Genomic DNA, 17769 nt, shown 5'->3' on the forward strand with positions numbered 1-17769 from the left:
ATGACCGTTGTCCGACCTGAGTCCGCCGTGCGCGCGCTCTCCTGGCCGGCCGCCCGCGACCTCGCGGGCCGATCGGCCCGGCCGTTGCCTCCCGCCGGTCTGCCCCTTTCCGAGGCGCTCGGCTGCCGCCTCGCGGCGCCGCTGCGCGCCCTGGTGGCGGTGCCGGGGGCCGACGTGGCGGCGATGGACGGCTACGCGGTGGCGGGGGCGCCGCCCTGGCAGGTGGTGGGCCGCGTCCTGGCGGGCGGCGTCCCGTACGAGGCCGCGCTGCGGGCGGGGGAGGCCGTGGAGATCGCGACAGGCGCCCCGGTGCCGCCGGGAGCCGAGTCGGTCCTCCCGTACGAGCAAGCCTCCCGGACCTCCGGCGGCCTGGGACGGGCGGGCGTCCCGGCCCCGAGCGACTCGGAACGGACAGGACCCCCGGCTTCGGAAGGGCTGGGACGGGCGGGAGCCTCGGCTTCGGGTGGGCTGGACCAGGTGGAGGGGGAGATCGAGGCAGGGCGGCACATCCGGCGGCGGGGCGAGGACATCGCCGAGGGCGCCGTCGTGCTGGGGGCGGGGGCCGTGGTCACGCCGGTCGTGGTGGGGCTGGCCGCCGCTCTGGGGCACGACGTGCTCACCGTGCGGCCGATGCCGTCCGTGGCGGTGCTGGTGACCGGCGACGAGGTGGTGGACCACGGCCTGCCGGGTCCGGGCCGGGTACGTGACGCCATCGGGCCGTTCCTGCCGGGGCTGGTCGCCTGGGCAGGCGGCCGGCTCGCCTCCCACGCCCGCCTTCCCGACGGCGCGGCAGCCCTCCACGCGGCCCTGTCGGCGCTGGCCCCACCGTCCCACCCCGAAAAGAACCCCCCACCCGCGATGAGCTCACCCCGGGAGGGGGCTCCGCCCCGTGAAGAGCCGCGACTCCCTCACGAAGAGAGCCGTCAAGATCTTCGGACGCCGGAGGGAGGCGGGGTGGAGGTGGTGGTGGTGTGCGGGGCGTCGTCGCGGGGGCCGGCCGATCATCTGCGCGGGGTGCTGGGCGAGCTGGGGGCCGAGGTGCTGGTGGACGGGGTGGCGGTGCGGCCGGGGCATCCGCAGCTGCTCGCCCGCCTGCCCGGCGGCACGCTGGTCGTCGGCCTGCCGGGCAACCCGTTCGCGGCGCTGGCCGCCGCCATGACGCTGCTCGTGCCCGTACTGCGCGGGTTCGGCGGGGCCGGGTCACGGCGGGAGAGCAGCGCGCTGGCGGGGCCGGTGCGGGCACACGAGCGTGACACCCGGCTCGTCCCCGTGCTCAGGTCGGGCCGGGGCGCGATTCCCGCCGGGCACGACAGGCCGGGGTCGTTGTGGGGCGCGGCGCTGGCCGAGGCCCTGGCGGTGGTGCCGCCGGGGTGGTCGGGGGAGCAGGTCGAGCTGATCGAGTTGCCGACGGGGGGCTAGACAGCTCGTCGGAGAGAGGGTAACCATTGCCTTCATACGGTATGCAGTATGCGATAGACAGTCGCCGGGAAAGGTGCACGATGTCGGAAACGATCTCTGGCGGTCATCTGGTAGCCAAGGCGCTCAAGGCCGAAGGCGTGGAAGTGATCTACACACTCTGCGGCGGCCACATCATCGACATCTACGACGGTTGTGTCGATGAGGGCATCGAGGTCATCGACGTACGACACGAGCAGGTGGCCGCGCACGCCGCGGACGGTTACGCCCGGATCACCGGCAAGCCCGGTTGCGCGGTCGTGACCGCGGGTCCGGGCACCACCGACGCGGTGACCGGCGTGGCCAACGCCTTCAGGGCCGAGAGCCCGATGTTGCTGATCGGCGGCCAGGGCGCGCTCAGCCAGCACAAGATGGGCTCGCTGCAGGACCTGCCGCACGTCGACATGATGACCCCGATCACCAAGTTCGCCGCCACGGTGCCCACCACGGAGCGGGTGGCCGACCTGGTGTCGATGGCCTTCCGCGAGTGCTACCACGGCGCGCCTGGCCCGTCGTTCCTGGAAATCCCGCGCGACGTGCTGGACGCCAAGGTGCCGCTCGACAAGGCGCGGATCCCGGCGAACTACCGGGCCTCCACCCGCCAGGCCGGCGACCCCGAGTCGATCGAGCGCCTGGCCGACCTGCTCGCGCACGCCGAGAAGCCGGCCATCCTGCTCGGCAGCCAGGTCTGGACCTGCCGGGCCACCGACTCGGCCATCGACTTCGTCCGCGCGCTCAACATCCCGGCCTACATGAACGGCTCCGCGCGCGGCACGCTGCCCCCCGGCGACCCGATGCACTTCCAGCTCAGCCGCCGCTACGCCTTCACCGAGGCCGACCTGATCATCATCGTCGGCACCCCGTTCGACTTCCGGATGGGGTACGGCAAGCGCCTGTCGCCCACGGCCAAGGTGGTCCAGATCGACCTCGACTACCGCACCGTCGGCAAGAACCGCGACATCGACCTCGGCATCGTCGGCGACCCCGGCCTCATCCTGTCGGCCACGGCCCAGGCGGCCAGCGGGCGGGTGGAGAACGGCGCGGCCCGCCGCAAGGAGTGGATCGAGGAGCTGCGCGCGGTCGAGACGCAGGCGTACGAGAAGCGGCTCCCCCGCCAGCTCTCCGGCGCCCAGCCCATCGACCCCTACCGGCTGGTCCACGAGATCAACGAGTTCCTCACCGAGGACACCATCTACATCGGCGACGGCGGCGACATCGTCACCTTCTCCGGCCAGGTCGTGCAGCCCAAGTCGCCCGGCCACTGGATGGACCCGGGCCCGCTCGGCACGCTCGGCGTCGGCATGGCGTTCGCGATGGCCGCCAAGAAGGCCCGGCCGGACAAGGAGGTGCTCTGCCTCTTCGGCGACGGGGCCTTCAGCCTCACCGGCTGGGACTTCGAGACCATGGTCCGCTTCGACCTGCCGTTCATCGGCGTGATCGGCAACAACTCGTCGATGAACCAGATCAGGTACGGCCAGGCCGCCAAGTACGGCGAGGACCGCGCCAGGATCGGCAACACGCTCGGCGACGTGCGCTACGGCGAGTTCGCCAAGCTGCTCGGCGGCCACGGCGAGGAGGTCCGCGACCCGGCCGAGATCCGTCCCGCGCTGGAGCGGGCCCGCCGGTCGGGCAAGCCCTCGCTCATCAACGTCTGGGTCGACCCCGACGTGTACGCCCCGGGAACCATGAACCAGACCATGTACAAGTAGGCAGGTCCTGAACATGAAGGCACTCGAAGGTGTCCGCGTCCTCGACATGACCCATGTCCAGTCGGGCCCGTCCGCCACCCAGCTGCTCGCCTGGCTGGGCGCCGACGTGGTCAAGCTGGAGTCCACGACCGGCGACATCACCCGTCAGCAGCTGCGTGACGTGCCCGGCGTCGACAGCCTCTACTTCACGATGCTGAACTGCAACAAGCGCAGCATCACGCTCAACATGAAGTCCGAGCGCGGCAAGGAGATCTTCACCGAGCTGGTGAAGTCGGCCGACGTCCTGGTGGAGAACTTCGGCCCCGGCGCCGTCGACCGCATGGGCTTCACCTGGGAGCGGCTCCAGGAGCTCAACCCACGCCTCGTCTACGCCTCCATCAAGGGCTTCGGCCCCGGCCGCTACCGCGCGTTCAAGGCGTACGAGGTGATCGCCCAGGCGATGGGCGGCTCGATGTCCACCACCGGCTTCGAGGACGGCCCGCCGCTGGCCACCGGGGCGCAGATCGGCGACTCCGGCACCGGCATCCACGCGGTCGCCGGCATCCTGGCCGCTCTCTACCAGCGCCAGACCACCGACCGGGGCCAGCGGGTGCAGGTGGCCATGCAGCACGCGGTGCTGAACCTGTGCCGGGTCAAGCTCCGCGACCAGCAGCGGCTGGCACACGGCCCGCTGCGCGAGTACCCGAACAAGACCTTCAACGACGAGGTGCCGCGCTCCGGCAACGCCAGCGGCGGCGGCCAGCCCGGCTGGGCGGTGCGCTGCGCCCCCGGCGGGCCGAACGACTACATCTACGTGATCGTCCAGCCGGTCGGCTGGAAGCCGATCTCGGAGATCATCGGCCGCGCCGAGCTGGCCGACGACCCCGAGTGGGCCACCCCCGAGGCGCGGCTGTCCAAGCTGGACAAGATGTTCCAGCTCATCGAGGAGTGGACGATCAGGCATGACAAGTGGACGGTCCTCGACAAGCTGAACGCGGCCAACGTGCCGTGCGGGCCGATCCTGTCCACCAAGGAACTGGTCGAGGACGAGTCGCTGCGCGAGGAGGGCATGGTCGTCGCGGTCGACCACCCGGAGCGCGGCGAGTTCTTCACCGTCGGCAGCCCGCTGCAGCTGTCCGACTCCCCGGTGGAGGTCAGGACGTCGCCCCTGCTCGGCGAGCACAACCAGGAGATCTACGGCGAGCTGGGCGTGAGCGCCGACGAGCTGGCCGAGCTGAAGACGAACGGAGTCATCTAGTGGAGCAAGGGGCGCGCGGCGCGGTCAGGGACGTGCTCGACAAGGCGCTGGCCGAAGGGCGCACGGCACTGACCGCCCCCGAGGGACGCGGCATCTGCCAGGCGTACGGGATCGCCACCCCGGGGGAGGGGCTGGCCACGTCGGCAGGACAGGCCGAGGAGCTGGCGGCCGAGATCGGCTTCCCCGTCGTCCTGAAGATCGTCTCACCGGACATCCTGCACAAGACCGACGCCGGGGGCGTGCTGGTCGGGCTGAAGACGGCCGAGGAGGTGCGCGACGGCTTCGACCGGATCCTGGCCAACGCGCAGGCGTACGACCCCGACGCCCGCATCGACGGCGTCCAGGTGCAGCGGCTCGTCGGCGGCGGGCACGAGGTCATCGTGGGCGCGGTCACCGACCCCACCTTCGGCAAGGTCGTCGCGTTCGGTCTGGGCGGCGTCCTGGTCGAGGTGCTCAAGGACGTCACGTTCAGACTTGCCCCGGTTTCGGGTGATGAGGCCCTGGGGATGCTGGACGACATCAAAGCGGCCGAGGTGCTGCGTGGGGCGCGCGGCGCCGAGCCGGCCGACCGCAGGGCGCTCGCGGAGTTGATCGAACGCGTGAGCAGGCTCGTCACGGACTTCCCCGAGATCTCCGAGGTCGACCTCAACCCGGTCTTCGCCGACGCGCGCGGAGCCGTCGCCGCGGACGTGCGCATCCTCATCGGCGAGCCGCCCCAGGAGGTGAACCGCCTGCCGAGGGAGGAGATCCTGCGGCAGATGACGCGGATCTTCAAGCCCCGCTCGGTGGCCGTGATCGGCGCCTCCGCCGAGGACGGCAAGATCGGCAACTCGGTCATGCGCAACCTCATCAACGGCGGCTACGCGGGGCAGATCTTCCCGATCAACCCCAAGGCCCCCGAGATCATGGGGCTGCCCGCGTACCGGAGCATCGCCGACGTGCCGCACGACGTGGACGTGGCCGTGTTCGCCATCCCCGCCAAGTTCGTGCCGTCGGCGCTGGAGGACGCCGGGAGCAAGGGCGTGGCCGGCGCCATCATGATCCCGTCGGGCTTCGCCGAGACCGGCAACGTCGAGGGCCAGAAGGAGATCGTGGAGATCGCCCGGCGGCACGGCGTGCGGATGCTCGGCCCCAACATCTACGGCTACTACTACACGCCGGAGAACCTCTGCGCGACGTTCTGCACCCCGTACGACGTCAAGGGCAGCGTGGCGCTGACCTCGCAGAGCGGCGGCATCGGCATGGCCATCCTGGGCTTCAGCCGGACCACCAAGATGGGCGTGTCGGCGATCGTCGGCGTCGGCAACAAGGCCGACGTGGACGAGGACGACCTGCTGACGTTCTTCGAGCAGGACGACAACACCAAGGCCGTCGCCATGCACCTGGAGGACCTCAAGGACGGCCGCGGCTTCGTCGACGCGGCCCGCCGGGTCGTCAGGGAGAAGCCGGTCATCGTGCTCAAGGCCGGGCGCACCGCGATGGGCGCGCGGGCCGCCGGCTCCCACACCGGGGCGCTGGCGGGCGACGACAAGGTGTACGACGACATCCTGCGTCAGGCCGGCGTGGTCCGCGCTCCCGGGCTCAACGACATGCTGGAGTACGCGCGGGCGCTGCCGATCCTGCCGGCGCCCAAGGGCGAGAACGTCGTCATCATCACCGGGGCGGGCGGCTCGGGCGTGCTCCTCTCCGACGCCTGCGTGGACGCCGGGCTGACGCTGATGGACATCCCGCCGGACCTGGACCAGGCGTTCCGCGCGTTCATCCCGCCCTTCGGCGCGGCCGGGAACCCGGTGGACATCACCGGCGGCGAGCCGCCGTCGACGTACCAGAACACGGTCCGGCTCGGGCTTTCCGACGACCGGATCCACGCGCTGGTGCTGGGCTACTGGCACACGATCGTGACGCCGCCGATGGTCTTCGCGGAGCTGGTCGCCCGCGTCGTGGCGGAGGAGCGGGAGAAGGGCAACGTCAAGCCCGTGGTGGCCTCGCTCGCCGGGGACACGGAGGTCGAGGAGGCGTCCGAGTACCTGTTCGAGCACGGCGTGGTGGCGTACCCCTACACCACGGAGAAGCCCGTCGCGGTCCTCGGTGCCAAGTACCGCTGGGCGAGAGCGGCCGGGTTGCTGGGTTAAGAGCCGAACCCAGCAGCCGGGCGAGGGGGCTGATCGGGGCAGCGCAGGAGAACAACCAACCCCCCAGGAGGTCCGTAGGTGGACACATCCAAGACACCGGCGACGTCTGCGCCGCCGGATGAGGACGCACGAGTATGGAAAGCGGGCCGGCTTGAGCCGATGCCCATCAGGAAACTCCCCGATGCGCCTCCCTCGGTGCACATCCTGGGGCCCACCGTCTTCCTCGTCGCCCTGGGCGTCGGGATGGGCGAGTCCTACATGTGGCCCAGGCTCGTGCTGTTGTTCGGGCCGGAGATCAGATGGCTGTTCCTGATCGGCGTCACGCTGCAGGCCGTGGTGATGCTGGAGATGGCGCGGTACGCCATGGCCACGGGGGAGAGCATCTTCTCCGGCGCGGCCCGGGTGTTCAAGCCCATCATGTGGTTCTTCTTCGTCGTCGCCATCCTCGTCTACATCTGGCCGGGCCACCTGTCGGCGGGCGCGGCGGCGTTCGAGCAGATAACCGGGATTCCCTGGACGGTCACGGCCGTCACCGGGCTCATCCTGGTCGGGGTGATCTTCAGCCTGGCCAAGGTGATCTACAACGTGCTGGAGAACGTCCTCTCGTTACTCATCGGCACGCTCGTGATCGGCACCTCCGTGGTCGCCGCGATGGTGGGCTCGTGGAACGACGTGGTCACCACTATCACCGGCATGTTCGCCTTCGGCTATCTTCCGGAGGAGGCCATGACAGCGGCGTGGTTCCCGGTCATCGTGGGCGCCTGCGCCTTCGCCGGCCCGTCGGGCATGCAGCAGATGTGGTACACGCTGCACCTGCGCGACTCCGGCGCCGGCATGGGCGCGCACATCCCCAAGGTCCGCGGGCTGCGGCACGCGGGCGAGGAAGAGGCCATGCCCTCGCGGGGCTTCATGTTCGACACCGACGACCCCGCGGAGATGGCCAAGTGGAAGGGCTGGCGGCGCTGGGTCACGTTCGACGCGCTGGCGCTCTTCTGGGGCATCACCATGCTGGTCACGATCTCCTTCACGGTGATCGCCCAGTCGGCGGCGCGGTTGAACCCCGAGGTGCAGACCGCCCTGCGGGGCGACGACCGGGACGTGGCGCTGGGCGCCATGTCCGAGGCCGTCTCCTCGGCGGGCAGCTCGGTGCTCGGCGGCGTCTTCCTCGGGTTCATCGCGCTGATCGGGCTCAACGCCACGCTGGGCCTGTTCGACTCGTTCTCGCGCGGCCAGGCCGACATGACGTACAACTTCGTGCCCGGCGCGAAGAAGCTGCGCATGTCGCACCTGTACGCGGGGTTCCTGTGGGGCGTGATCATCTTCGGTATCCTGATCCTGCTCTTCGGCCCGGCCGACGGGCCTGAGGGGATCCTGGACACGCTGGCGTTCCTGTCGACGTTCGCGATGGGCGCGTACTGTGTGACGCTGCTGCTGGTCAACAACCGTATGCTGCCCAAGCCGATCAGGCCGAAGTGGTGGACCAACATGATCATCGGCCTGGGTGCGGTGTTCTACCTGGGCATGCTGCTCTACAGCCTGTTCGCCTTCGGGGTGGTCGTGGGCTGATGATCTCCAGGGACGACCTCGAACTCGCCCTGCCCGGGGCGACGATCGGAGCCGTCGCCGGTGCGCTGGCCGGCGGGCTGACCCTCATCGCGGGGGCACCCGCCGGCCTGGCCGCCCAGTCCGCGCTCGCGCTGTCCGTACCGCTCGCCTTCTTCGGCGGGCTGTACGGGCTGCTGCTCGGACGCGGCGTGTTCCGGCCTGGCACGTTCGCCCCCACCGGGCTCTACTGGATGGTCGCGTTCCCGCTGTCCCGGCTGCTCCAAGAGAGCGTCGCCGGGAACGGGGCGGACGACGGCGTGCTCACCTTCCTCCTCTTCCAGGCGATGGTGAGCCTCGGCTTCGCGATCGGCTTCGTGTTCCTGCACGAACGGGTCATGCCGCCCTGGCTGATGCGCCGCCGCGCGGACAACCTCCGCGCCCAGGCGCTGTTCGGCCTGTACGTCCGACATGCCCAGGTCCTGCAGACCAGAAAGGGAACCCGCCGATGAACCTGCCCGCCTGGGTCTGGCTCGCCACGGTGGGCGGCTTCGCCGTCATCCTGGCGCTGGACTTCTATCTCGTCGCCAGGAACCCCCGCGAGCCCTCCTTCCGGGAGTGCGTCGGCTGGGTGTCGTTCTACGTCGCTCTGGCCGTGGCCTTCGGCTGCGGGCTGCTCTTCTTCTCGGGGGCGCAGTACGGCGGCGAGTTCTTCGCGGGATGGATCACCGAATACTCGCTCAGCGTCGACAACCTGTTCGTCTTCATCCTGATCATGGCCAGGTTCCAGGTGCCCCGGCAGTACCGGCAGAAGGTGCTGCTCATCGGGATCGTCCTGGCCCTGCTCATGCGCGGCGCCTTCATCGCCGCCGGCGCCGAGGCCGTGGCCAGGTTCGACTGGCTGTTCTACGTCTTCGGGGCCTTCCTCGTCTACACCGCGTGGAAGCTGATCCGGCACGAGGAGGAGCAGGCGGACATCGGCGAGAACGCCGCTCTGCGCATGGTCCGCCGGGTGCTGCCCACCACGGACACCTACTACGGCGCCCGGCTCACCGTGCACCTGGGACGCAGGCTGGTAACGCCGATGCTGATCGTCATGGTCGCCATCGGCACCACCGACCTGCTGTTCGCGCTCGACTCGATCCCGGCCATCTTCGGGCTCACCAAGGAGCCCTACCTCGTGTTCACCGCCAACGCCTTCGCCCTCATGGGGCTGCGGCAGCTGTTCTTCCTGATCGGCGGCCTGCTCGACCGGCTGGTCTACCTGAGCAAGGGCCTGTCGGTGGTGCTGGCCTTCATCGGGGTGAAGCTGATCCTGGAGGCCGCGCACCACGACGGCGTGTCCTGGGCCCCGGAGATCCCGATCCTGGTCTCCCTGGGAGTGATCATCGGGACCCTCACGGTGACCACGGTGCTGAGTCTCATGAAGTCGGCACGTGACGCGAAGGCCGGAAAGGCGGCCGGGGCGTCGGATGAGGACTCGGTGTCGTCCGATCCGGTCAGTTCGGACTCGGAGCGCTGAGGCGCGCCGCGCGCGGGGGGCGCCACCCCTGTGCGCGGCACCTCAGGCGTCAGCGCGCGCTCTTGTGCATGTGGCGCTGCTCGGCCCACCGGGTCAGGAACCGCTCCGCGTCGTCGGCGGAGCGCTGCTTCCTGAGTGCGGCGGCCAGACCGATCCCGATCAGCCGGCCGTCGGCGGGCTGACCGAGAGGTTCCCCGCGAAGGAAGCGGGCAAGTCTCTTCTTCATCGTCGTCACCTCCTCTCCACTGGTTCCGGGCCATGGTCGTCCCGCACCTCTGCCGAGGACCTGGGACGAACCCTTCGTTCCCAGTCTCTGCCCGAGGCGTTACGGGATAGGCGTTCCGGTGTGAACGCCGGGTCAACCGGCAGCCGGCGTCCGTGGCCTGCGGCGCCGGACCGGCTTGGGGGCGGGCTCCACCGGCTCGTTCTCGCGGCGCTCCATGTAGGAGGCCCGGGTGTGCTCGGTGTGCTCGCGCATGATCTGGGCGGCGCGGTCCTGGTCACCGCGCTCGATGGCGTCGATCAGAGCGGTGTGCTCCTCCCAGGAGGCCATGCCGCGCTGGCGGGCCACGGGGGTGTGGTACCACCGCACCCTGCGGGCCACCTGGCTGGCCAGCTCGGACAGCACCTTGTTGCCCGACAGCCCGGTGACCAGGGCGTGCAGCTCGGAGTTGGTGGCCACCGCGGCGTCGACGTCGTCGGACCGGACCGCCGCGATGCCCCGCTCGCACAGGACGCGCAGCCGGCGCACCCCTTCCTCGTCGGCGTGCTGCGCGGCGAGCCTGGCGGACTCGGTCTCCAGCAGCGCGCGGACCGCGAGCAACTGGTCGGCCTCCTCCACGGTGGGGACGTGCACGAACGCGCCCTGGCCGGGGTGCAGGTCGACCCAGCCCTCGCCGCTGAGCTGCTGCAGCGCCTCACGGACAGGCTGCCGCGACACGCCGAGCAGCTCGGCCAGCTCGCTCTCGACCAGGTGCTGACCGGGCTTGAGCTGGCCGGAGACGATGAGCTCCTGGATGGCCTCGATCACGCTCTCCCGAAGCGTGGCTGGGCGGGGGATCTTGGGGGCCGCCGCCCGACCGGCCTGATCCGACAGCAACATGACTTTGACTCCAGAGCTGCGAATGGTTTTGGTCGACTGCCTACAGCATACTGTCCGTGATGGTCAGTGGATCGTGAGTCTCATCACAGAGACCGAGGTCACAGGGGAAACCGTCCGGCCCGTCACGCGGGGATCGTGGCGGGCAGGCCGGGAGTGCGCAACCGCGTCGACGCCGGCGCGGGCAGCGCGGCGAGCCCCGCCGCGAGCAACAGCGCCGTCGCGGGCGCGGTGAGCGCGTACGCGGCCATGGCCACGCCCATCACTCCTGCCACGGCTTTGGCGCTGTAAACCACCGCGTGGATCTCGGAGGTCTGCCGCTCGCCGAAGAACTCCCGTACCAGGCTCGCGACCAGCGGGTAGAACGCGCCGCCGCCCAGTCCGGCGGCGACCGCGCCGAGCCAGAGCAACGGGCTCCCCGCCGCGGCCTCCAGCCGGGCCGCGGCCTCCAGCGCCGCCCCGGCCTCCGCTCCCGCTGTCACGTCCGCGGCCCCGGCTGAGAGCGTGCCCGCGACGCCGGCCGTCTCGGCCGGGCTCATGGCGCCCGCCAGGAGGACCTGGCCCGCCGCGAGGAGTCCGAGCACCGAGGCCAGCACCAGTCGGCGGCCGAAGACCTCGGACAGCCGCATCGCCACCGCCCGCCCGCCGCCGTTGAGCGCCACCATGAGGGCGAGCGCGCCCCACGCTCCGGTGCTCGCCACGACCACCACGTCGAACACCGACACCGCGCCCGCGCAGGCCAGGATCACCGCCAGGGCCGGCAGCGCCCTCGTGCGCAGCGCCTGGGCGAGCCCGAACTGCCGCACCGCGCCGGGCGTCCTGCGCAGCCTGGCCGCCGCCAGCGCGTGGGCGCGCGGTTCGACGGTGTCCGGCCACCATCCCTCAGGGGCCGGCCGCAGGGAGCGGGCCGCGGCCCCGATCGCCACCGCGGCCAGCGCCGCCGCCACCGCGAAGACGGCCGGCGTCATGGCGGGCGCGAGCCCGGCCCACACCAGCAGCGGCGCGGACCCGTACCCGAAGGCGCCCGTCACCATGCTCACCCGGGCGGCGGGCCGGTCGGGATACCAGGAGGAGACGACCTCGCTGCAGATCCCGTACACGGCCCCGGCCCCGAGCCCGCCGAGCACCGCGTACCCGGCCAGGACGAGGGGGAGGTCGCCCGTGCCGGCCACGGCGACCGTCAGCAGGCCGAGCGCCGTCAGCGCGGCCCCGGCGCCCAGCGCGGCGCGGACCGGCAGGCGGCCCCGGCGGACCAGGTGCAGCGCGGGCAGCGCGCCCGCCGCCTGGAAGACGACGCAGACGGCCAGCAGGATGAGGCCGTTGACGTCGGTGGACATCAGGGCCGCGAAGCCGTACTGCAGGGGGCCGATCGCGGCCATGGCCGCCAGCGCGAGCCGGAACATCCGGGTGCGGTCGGCGGGGACCGGTCCCACGAGGTAGGAGCGCCCGCGCCAGTCTCTGACAGTTGTTGCATTCTCCATACCGTATGGAATATCCGGTACACCGAGAACTGTCGAGAGCCTGGACGAGGGATATTCCATACGGTATACCGTCTACAAAGGAGGCTCGAATGGACCTGTACGAGTACCAGGCGAAGGAGCTCTTCGGCCGCCACGGGATCCCGGTTCCGGCGGGCAGGGTCGCGGCCACCCCCGGCGAAGCCCGCGCGATCGCCGCCGAGCTGGACGCGCCTGTCGTCATCAAGGCCCAGGTGAAGACCGGCGGACGCGGCAAGGCGGGCGGCATCAGGGTCGCCCCGGGTCCGGCCGCCGCCGAGGACGAGGCCGCCCACGTGATCGGCATGGACATCAAGGGGCACACCGCGCGCCGCGTGCTCGTGGAGGCCGCCACGGTCCCCTTCGAGGAGTACTACGCGGCCTTCCTGGTGGACCGGGCGGAGGGCGGGTTCCTCGCCATGGTGTCCGGCCAGGGCGGCATGGAGATCGAGGAGCTGGCGGCCACCGACCCCGACGCCATCGTGCGCGTACCGATCGACCCTGAGACCGGCGTGGACCAGGAGACGGCCCGGCGGCTGGCGGTCGAGGCGGGCCTGCCGGACGCCGCCGCCGAGGTGCTGGAACGGCTGTGGAAGGTGATGATCGAGGAGGACGCGGTCCTGGTCGAGGTGAACCCGTTGATCTGCACCACCGACCAGCGGATCGTGGCGCTCGACGGCAAGGTGACGCTCGACGACAACGCCGCCTGGCGCCACTCCTGGGAGTACGCGGAGCCCGGCGACGGCTTGGAGGACCGGGCCAGGGCCAAGGGCCTCAACTACGTCAAGCTCGACGGGAAGGTCGGCGTCATCGGCAACGGAGCCGGCCTGGTGATGAGCACGCTGGACGTGGTGGCGGGCGCGGGCGCGGCCCCGGCCAACTTCCTGGACATCGGCGGCGGCGCCTCGGCGCAGGTGATGGCCGACGGGCTGGAGATCATCCTGGCCGACCCGGACGTGCGCTCGGTGCTGGTGAACGTCTTCGGCGGCATCACCGCCTGCGACGCGGTGGCCAACGGCATCGTGACGGCCCTGGAACTGCTCGGCGAGCGCGGCCACGCGCGGCCGATCGTCGTCCGGCTGGACGGCAACAACGCCGAGGCCGGGCGGCGCATCCTGAGCCTGGCCGGCCACCCGGCGGTCCGGCAGGTCCCCACCATGGACGGCGCCGCCGAGACGGCGGCCAGACTCGCGGCAGGTGCGTGATGGCGATCTTCCTGACCAAGGACAGCCGGGTGCTCGTGCAGGGCATGACCGGCGCGGAGGGCGGCCGGCACACGGCCCGGATGCTGGCCGCCGGCACCGACGTCGTGGCCGGGGTGACGCCCGGCAAGGGCGGCCGCACGGTCGACTTCGGCGAGCGCTCGGTGCCGGTGTTCGGCTCGGTGGCCGAGGCCGTCGCGCAAACCGGGGCGGACGTGTCGGTGGTGTTCGTGCCGCCGCGCTTCACCCGCGGCGCGGTCGAGGAGGCCGCCGGCGCGCGGGTGCCGCTCTGCGTGGTGATCACCGAGGGCGTGCCGGTCCACGACACCGTCCGGTTCCGCGCGCTGGCGGCCCGCTCCGGCACCCGCCTCATCGGCCCGAACTGCCCCGGCCTGATCAGCCCCGGCCAGTCGTCCGCCGGGATCATCCCCGCCGACATCACCGCCGCCGGGCGCGTCGGCCTGGTCTCCAAGTCCGGCACGCTCACGTACCAGCTCATGTACGAGCTGCGCGACCTCGGCTTCTCCACCGCGGTCGGGATCGGCGGCGACCCGGTGGTGGGCACCACGCACATCGACTGCCTCCAGGCGTTCCAGCAGGACCCCGGCACCGACGCGATCGTGATGATCGGCGAGATCGGCGGCGACGCCGAGGAGCGGGCCGCCGCCTACGTCGCCGGGCACGTCACCAAGCCGGTCGTCGCCTACGTCGCCGGGTACACCGCGCCCGAGGGCAAGACCATGGGGCACGCGGGCGCGATCGTGTCCGGCTCGTCCGGCACCGCCCAGGCCAAGAAGGAGGCGCTGGAGGCCGTCGGCGTCCGGGTGGGCCGGACCCCGTCCGAGACGGCCCGGCTGCTGCGCTCGGCGCTCGGGCGGGTGCCGGCATGAGGTTCGACGTCAACCTGTCCATCCTCTTCACCGACCTGCCGCTGCTGGAGCGGCCCGCCGCCGCGGCCAAGGCCGGGTTCGACGCGGTGGAGCTGTGGTGGCCGTTCGGCACGGCCGAGCCGTCCCGCGCCGAGCTGGACACGCTGCGCCGGGCCGTCGAGGACGCGGGCGTGCGCCTCGTGGGGCTCAACTTCGACGCCGGCGACATGGCCGCGGGCGACCGCGGGCTGCTCGCCAGGCCGGGCGACTCGGCGCGGTTCCTGGCCAACGTCGGCGTCGCCGTCGCCTTCGCGGCGGAGCTGGGCTGCGGCACGCTCAACGCCCTGTACGGCAACGACCCCGGCACCGACCGGGCCCTGGCCGTGGCGAACCTGCGCGCGGCGGCCGACGCGGCGGCCGGCGCCGGCGCCACCGTGGTCGTCGAGGCGCTCAACTCCCGGGAGAACCCGCACTACCCGATCACCTCGTCCGCCGCCGCCTTCGACCTGATCGACGAGGTGGACCGGGAGAACGTGGCCTTCCTGGCCGACCTCTACCACCTGCACGTGATGGGCGAGGACGTGCTCGCGCTCATCGACGCGCACGCCGGCCGGTTCGGTCACGTGCAGATCGCCGACGACCCCGGCCGCGGGCGACCGGGCAGCGGGAGCATGCCGTACCCGGAGATCTTCGCCCGGCTGGCGGCGGCGGGCTACCGGGGGCACGTCGGGCTGGAGTACCGGCACCAGGGGCCGGGCGCGTTCGCTTGGAGGCGGCAGTGACCATTGCTTTCATCGGCCTCGGGATCATGGGCAGCCCGATGGCCGCCAACCTGGTCAAGGCCGGGCACGACGTCGTCGGCTACGACCTCAGCGCGCGGCGGGTCGCCGAGCTGGAGAGCCGGGGCGGCAAGGGCGCGGCCGGCGTGGCCGAGGCCGTCGCCGACGCGGACCTGGTGATCACCATGCTGCCCGACTCGCCGCAGGTGGAGGAGGTCGCCCCGGTCATCCTGGCGCACGGCGCGGCCGGCCTGATCTACCTGGACATGAGCACGATCAAGCCGGAGACCTCCCGCAGGGTCGCCCGCGAGGCCGCCGCCAAGGGCGTCCGCGCCCTCGACGCCCCGGTGAGCGGCGGCGAGCGCGGCGCCGTCGACGGCACCCTGTCCATCATGGTCGGCGGCGCGGCCGAGGACTTCGAGGCGGCCCGGCCGGTGCTCGGCGCGCTCGGCACCACGATCGTGCACGTCGGCCCGGCCGGCGCGGGCCAGACCGTCAAGGCAGCCAACCAGCTCGTCGTGGGCGGCGTGTACGGCCTGGTGGCCGAGGCCATCGTGCTCCTGGAGAGGTCGGGGGTGGACCCGGTGGCCGGTCTGGACGTGCTCGCGGGCGGTCTGGCCGGCTCCCGGATCCTCGACCTGAAACGGCACTCCATGATCAGGCGGGAGTTCGCCCCAGGCTTCCGCATCGACCTGCACCACAAGGACATGGGCATCGCCGTCGCCGCCGCCCGCGAGGCCGGCGTCGCGCTGCCGCTGACCGCCCAGGTCGCCCAGCTCGTGGCGGCCGCCCGCGCCCAGGGCCACGGCTCGCTCGACCACTCCGCCCTGCTCAAGGTCGTCGAAAGGCTCAACACATGACTGGAGTCCCGTGCATGGAAGCCGTGGTCAAGGTGCTGGAGTCGGAGGGCGTGGACACCGTCTTCGGCATCCCGGGCGCCGCCATCCTGCCGCTGTACGCGGCGCTCCGGCACAGCTCGATCCGGCACATCACGGTCCGCCACGAGGAGGGCGGCACGCACGCGGCCGACGGCTGGGCCCGGGTGACCGGGAACGTGGGCGTGTGCGTCGGCACCTCGGGACCCGCCGGCACGAACATGATCACCGGGCTCTACACGGCGATGGCCGACTCGATCCCGATGATCTGCGTCACCGGCCAGGCGGTCAGCGGCAGGTTGCACCAGGAGGCGTTCCAGGCGGTCGACATCGTGGAGATCGCCAGACCGGTCACCAAGTGGGCGGTGCGGCTCAAGGAGCCGGCGCAGGCGCCGTGGCTGTTCCGCGAGGCGTTCCGGGTCGCCCGCTCGGGCCGGCCCGGCCCGGTGCTCATCGACCTGCCGCTGGACGTGCAGCGCGGCACCTGCCGGTACGATCCCGCGGTCGACGCGCCGCTGCCCGTCGAGGTGCCCGGGCCGCTGCCGCAGGCGGTGCGCAGGGCGCTCGACCTGCTGGCCGCCGCCAGACGACCGCTGATCCTGGCCGGCGGCGGCGTGATCATCGCGGACGCCCACGAGGAACTGCGCCGCCTGGCCGAGCACCTCCAGGTGCCGGTGCAGGTGACGCTCATGGGCAAGGGCGCCTTCCCCGAGGACCACCCGCTCTTCGCCGGCATGGCCGGCATCCAGACCCAGACCCGGTGGGGCAACGCCGCGTTCCTCGACAGCGACCTGGTGCTGGCCGTCGGCGCCCGGTTCGGCGACCGGCACACCGGCGACCTGGACGTCTACCGGGGCAGCCGCCGCTTCATCCACGTGGACATCGAGCCCATGCAGCTGGGCCGGGTCTTCGAGCCCGACCTGGGGATCGTCGGGCACGCCCGGCCGGTGCTGACCGAGCTCCTGGCCGAGGCGCGCGCCCGGCACGCCGCCCCGCGCCGGCCGGGCAAGTGGGTGCGCCGGGTCGGAGAGCTGCGCCGGAGCCTGGGCCGCAGGGACGACTTCGACGACGTGCCGATCAAACCCCCCAGGGTGTTCCGCGAGATCAACGAGCACTTCGGCAGGGACACCACGTTCGTCACCGCGATCGGGCTCTACCAGATCTGGTCCGGCCAGTTCCAGACCACCTACCTGCCGCGCCGCTACCTCGTGTGCGGGCAGGCCGGGCCGCTCGGGTGGGAGATACCGGCCGCGATCGGGGTGAAGACCGCGCATCCCGAGCGCGAGGTGGTGGCGGTCGTCGGCGACTACTCCTTCCAGTTCCTCATGGAGGAGATCGCGGTCGCCGCCCAGTACAACATCCCGTTCGTGATCGTCATGATCAACAACGAGTACCTGGGACTCATCAGGCAGGCCGAGATCCCGTACGGCATGAACTACGCCGTGGACCTGCACTACGGAGAGGGCGGCATCGACCATGTCAAGGCCATGGAGGCCTTCGGCTGCCCGGCGCGCCGGGTGGAACTGCCCGGAGACCTCCGTGACGCGCTGGCATGGGCGTCCGCCGAGGCGGCCCGCCGCCGGCTTCCGGTGCTGGTGGAGGTGATGGTGGAGCGCGAGGCCAACGCCGCCATGGGGCCGGCGCTGGACGCCGTCAAGGAGTTCGAGCCGCTGCCCGAGCTCGTCGCCGTCGACTGGTCAGACTGAAAGGAGGGCTCATGCAGGTCAAACCGGGCACGGCCTGGCAGGACGCGTACGGCAGGTGCTGCCAGGCGGCGCCGGAGGCGTTCCACGACGACCGGGTGCTCAACCACTGGGGCGGGTTCTGGCAGCGCGACGGGCGGCCCGCGCCG

General features: G+C 71.8%; 15 protein-coding genes. 12 read left to right on the top strand and 3 right to left on the bottom strand.

Annotated features, from left to right (window positions below; genetic code table 11):
• From OUY22_RS16870 to OUY22_RS16900, 7 genes are all read left to right on the top strand, one after another.
• On the top strand, positions 1-1419 hold the full coding sequence (locus OUY22_RS16870) for a molybdopterin molybdotransferase MoeA (RefSeq protein ID WP_270155933.1): 1419 nt from the start codon (positions 1-3) through the stop codon (positions 1417-1419).
• 80 nt (positions 1420-1499) lie between these two features.
• On the top strand, positions 1500-3164 hold the full coding sequence (locus OUY22_RS16875; RefSeq protein ID WP_270155934.1) for a thiamine pyrophosphate-binding protein: 1665 nt from the start codon (positions 1500-1502) through the stop codon (positions 3162-3164).
• A 13-nt stretch (positions 3165-3177) separates the two neighbouring features.
• The gene (gene frc, locus OUY22_RS16880) at positions 3178-4401 is read left to right on the top strand and encodes a formyl-CoA transferase (protein ID WP_270155935.1); all 1224 of its coding nucleotides are present in this window, start codon (positions 3178-3180) and stop codon (positions 4399-4401) included.
• Positions 4401-6533, top strand: a complete 2133-nt coding sequence (locus OUY22_RS16885) for an acetate--CoA ligase family protein (RefSeq protein ID WP_270155936.1) — start codon at positions 4401-4403, stop codon at positions 6531-6533. Before frc ends, OUY22_RS16885 begins: the two co-directional genes overlap by 1 nt.
• A 159-nt stretch (positions 6534-6692) precedes the next feature.
• Positions 6693-8099: an Nramp family divalent metal transporter gene (locus OUY22_RS16890; RefSeq protein ID WP_270155937.1), complete on the top strand. Its 1407-nt coding sequence runs from the start codon at positions 6693-6695 to the stop codon at positions 8097-8099.
• Positions 8099-8587, top strand: a complete 489-nt coding sequence (locus tag OUY22_RS16895; protein WP_270155938.1) for a hypothetical protein — start codon at positions 8099-8101, stop codon at positions 8585-8587. The genes OUY22_RS16890 and OUY22_RS16895 overlap by 1 nt, the downstream gene beginning before the upstream one ends.
• A complete protein-coding gene (locus OUY22_RS16900) occupies positions 8584-9597 on the top strand; it encodes a TerC family protein (RefSeq protein ID WP_270155939.1) in 1014 nt (337 codons plus the stop codon). Before OUY22_RS16895 ends, OUY22_RS16900 begins: the two co-directional genes overlap by 4 nt.
• A 49-nt stretch (positions 9598-9646) precedes the next feature.
• On the opposite strand, the gene OUY22_RS16905 is transcribed toward OUY22_RS16900, so the two are convergent.
• From OUY22_RS16905 to OUY22_RS16915, 3 genes are all read right to left on the bottom strand, one after another.
• Complete coding sequence (locus OUY22_RS16905) at positions 9647-9823, bottom strand: hypothetical protein (RefSeq protein WP_270155940.1); 177 nt, start codon at positions 9821-9823, stop codon at positions 9647-9649.
• A gap of 132 nt (positions 9824-9955) precedes the next feature.
• Positions 9956-10699, bottom strand: coding sequence for a GntR family transcriptional regulator (locus tag OUY22_RS16910; protein WP_270155941.1), 744 nt, complete (start codon positions 10697-10699; stop codon positions 9956-9958).
• Between the two features lie 122 nt (positions 10700-10821).
• Positions 10822-12177, bottom strand: a complete 1356-nt coding sequence (locus tag OUY22_RS16915) for an MFS transporter (protein WP_270155942.1) — start codon at positions 12175-12177, stop codon at positions 10822-10824.
• An 89-nt stretch (positions 12178-12266) separates the two neighbouring features.
• On the opposite strand from OUY22_RS16915, the gene sucC reads away from it, so the two are divergent.
• From sucC to gcl, 5 genes are read left to right on the top strand one after another with little or no spacing between them, the layout of a single operon-like run.
• Complete coding sequence (sucC, locus tag OUY22_RS16920; RefSeq protein ID WP_270155943.1) at positions 12267-13397, top strand: ADP-forming succinate--CoA ligase subunit beta; 1131 nt, start codon at positions 12267-12269, stop codon at positions 13395-13397.
• Positions 13397-14284: a succinate--CoA ligase subunit alpha gene (sucD, locus tag OUY22_RS16925; RefSeq protein WP_270155944.1), complete on the top strand. Its 888-nt coding sequence runs from the start codon at positions 13397-13399 to the stop codon at positions 14282-14284. Before sucC ends, sucD begins: the two co-directional genes overlap by 1 nt.
• Positions 14281-15045, top strand: a complete 765-nt coding sequence (locus tag OUY22_RS16930) for a hydroxypyruvate isomerase family protein (protein ID WP_270155945.1) — start codon at positions 14281-14283, stop codon at positions 15043-15045. The genes sucD and OUY22_RS16930 overlap by 4 nt, the downstream gene beginning before the upstream one ends.
• Positions 15042-15902 carry a 2-hydroxy-3-oxopropionate reductase gene (locus OUY22_RS16935; protein WP_270155946.1) on the top strand — a complete coding sequence of 287 codons (861 nt, stop codon included), beginning with the start codon at positions 15042-15044 and terminating at the stop codon, positions 15900-15902. Before OUY22_RS16930 ends, OUY22_RS16935 begins: the two co-directional genes overlap by 4 nt.
• Positions 15899-17623 (top strand): glyoxylate carboligase, encoded by a 1725-nt coding sequence (gene gcl, locus OUY22_RS16940; protein ID WP_270155947.1) that lies wholly within the window; start codon positions 15899-15901, stop codon positions 17621-17623. The genes OUY22_RS16935 and gcl overlap by 4 nt, the downstream gene beginning before the upstream one ends.
• Positions 17624-17769 lie beyond the last annotated feature (146 nt).

It is taken from the genome of Nonomuraea corallina (genome assembly GCF_027620315.1).
Lineage (GTDB): Bacteria > Actinomycetota > Actinomycetes > Streptosporangiales > Streptosporangiaceae > Nonomuraea > Nonomuraea corallina.

Coding starts and splice junctions, on each gene's coding strand:
- OUY22_RS16870 (WP_270155933.1), top strand. CDS start 1: ATGACCGTTGTCCGACCTGAGTCCGCCGTGCGCGCGCTCTCCTGGCCG.
- OUY22_RS16875 (WP_270155934.1), top strand. CDS start 1,500: ATGTCGGAAACGATCTCTGGCGGTCATCTGGTAGCCAAGGCGCTCAAG.
- frc (WP_270155935.1), top strand. CDS start 3,178: ATGAAGGCACTCGAAGGTGTCCGCGTCCTCGACATGACCCATGTCCAG.
- OUY22_RS16890 (WP_270155937.1), top strand. CDS start 6,693: ATGCCCATCAGGAAACTCCCCGATGCGCCTCCCTCGGTGCACATCCTG.
- OUY22_RS16895 (WP_270155938.1), top strand. CDS start 8,099: ATGATCTCCAGGGACGACCTCGAACTCGCCCTGCCCGGGGCGACGATC.
- OUY22_RS16900 (WP_270155939.1), top strand. CDS start 8,584: ATGAACCTGCCCGCCTGGGTCTGGCTCGCCACGGTGGGCGGCTTCGCC.
- OUY22_RS16905 (WP_270155940.1), bottom strand. CDS start 9,823: ATGAAGAAGAGACTTGCCCGCTTCCTTCGCGGGGAACCTCTCGGTCAG.
- OUY22_RS16910 (WP_270155941.1), bottom strand. CDS start 10,699: ATGTTGCTGTCGGATCAGGCCGGTCGGGCGGCGGCCCCCAAGATCCCC.
- OUY22_RS16915 (WP_270155942.1), bottom strand. CDS start 12,177: ATGGAGAATGCAACAACTGTCAGAGACTGGCGCGGGCGCTCCTACCTC.
- sucC (WP_270155943.1), top strand. CDS start 12,267: ATGGACCTGTACGAGTACCAGGCGAAGGAGCTCTTCGGCCGCCACGGG.
- sucD (WP_270155944.1), top strand. CDS start 13,397: ATGGCGATCTTCCTGACCAAGGACAGCCGGGTGCTCGTGCAGGGCATG.
- OUY22_RS16930 (WP_270155945.1), top strand. CDS start 14,281: ATGAGGTTCGACGTCAACCTGTCCATCCTCTTCACCGACCTGCCGCTG.
- gcl (WP_270155947.1), top strand. CDS start 15,899: ATGACTGGAGTCCCGTGCATGGAAGCCGTGGTCAAGGTGCTGGAGTCG.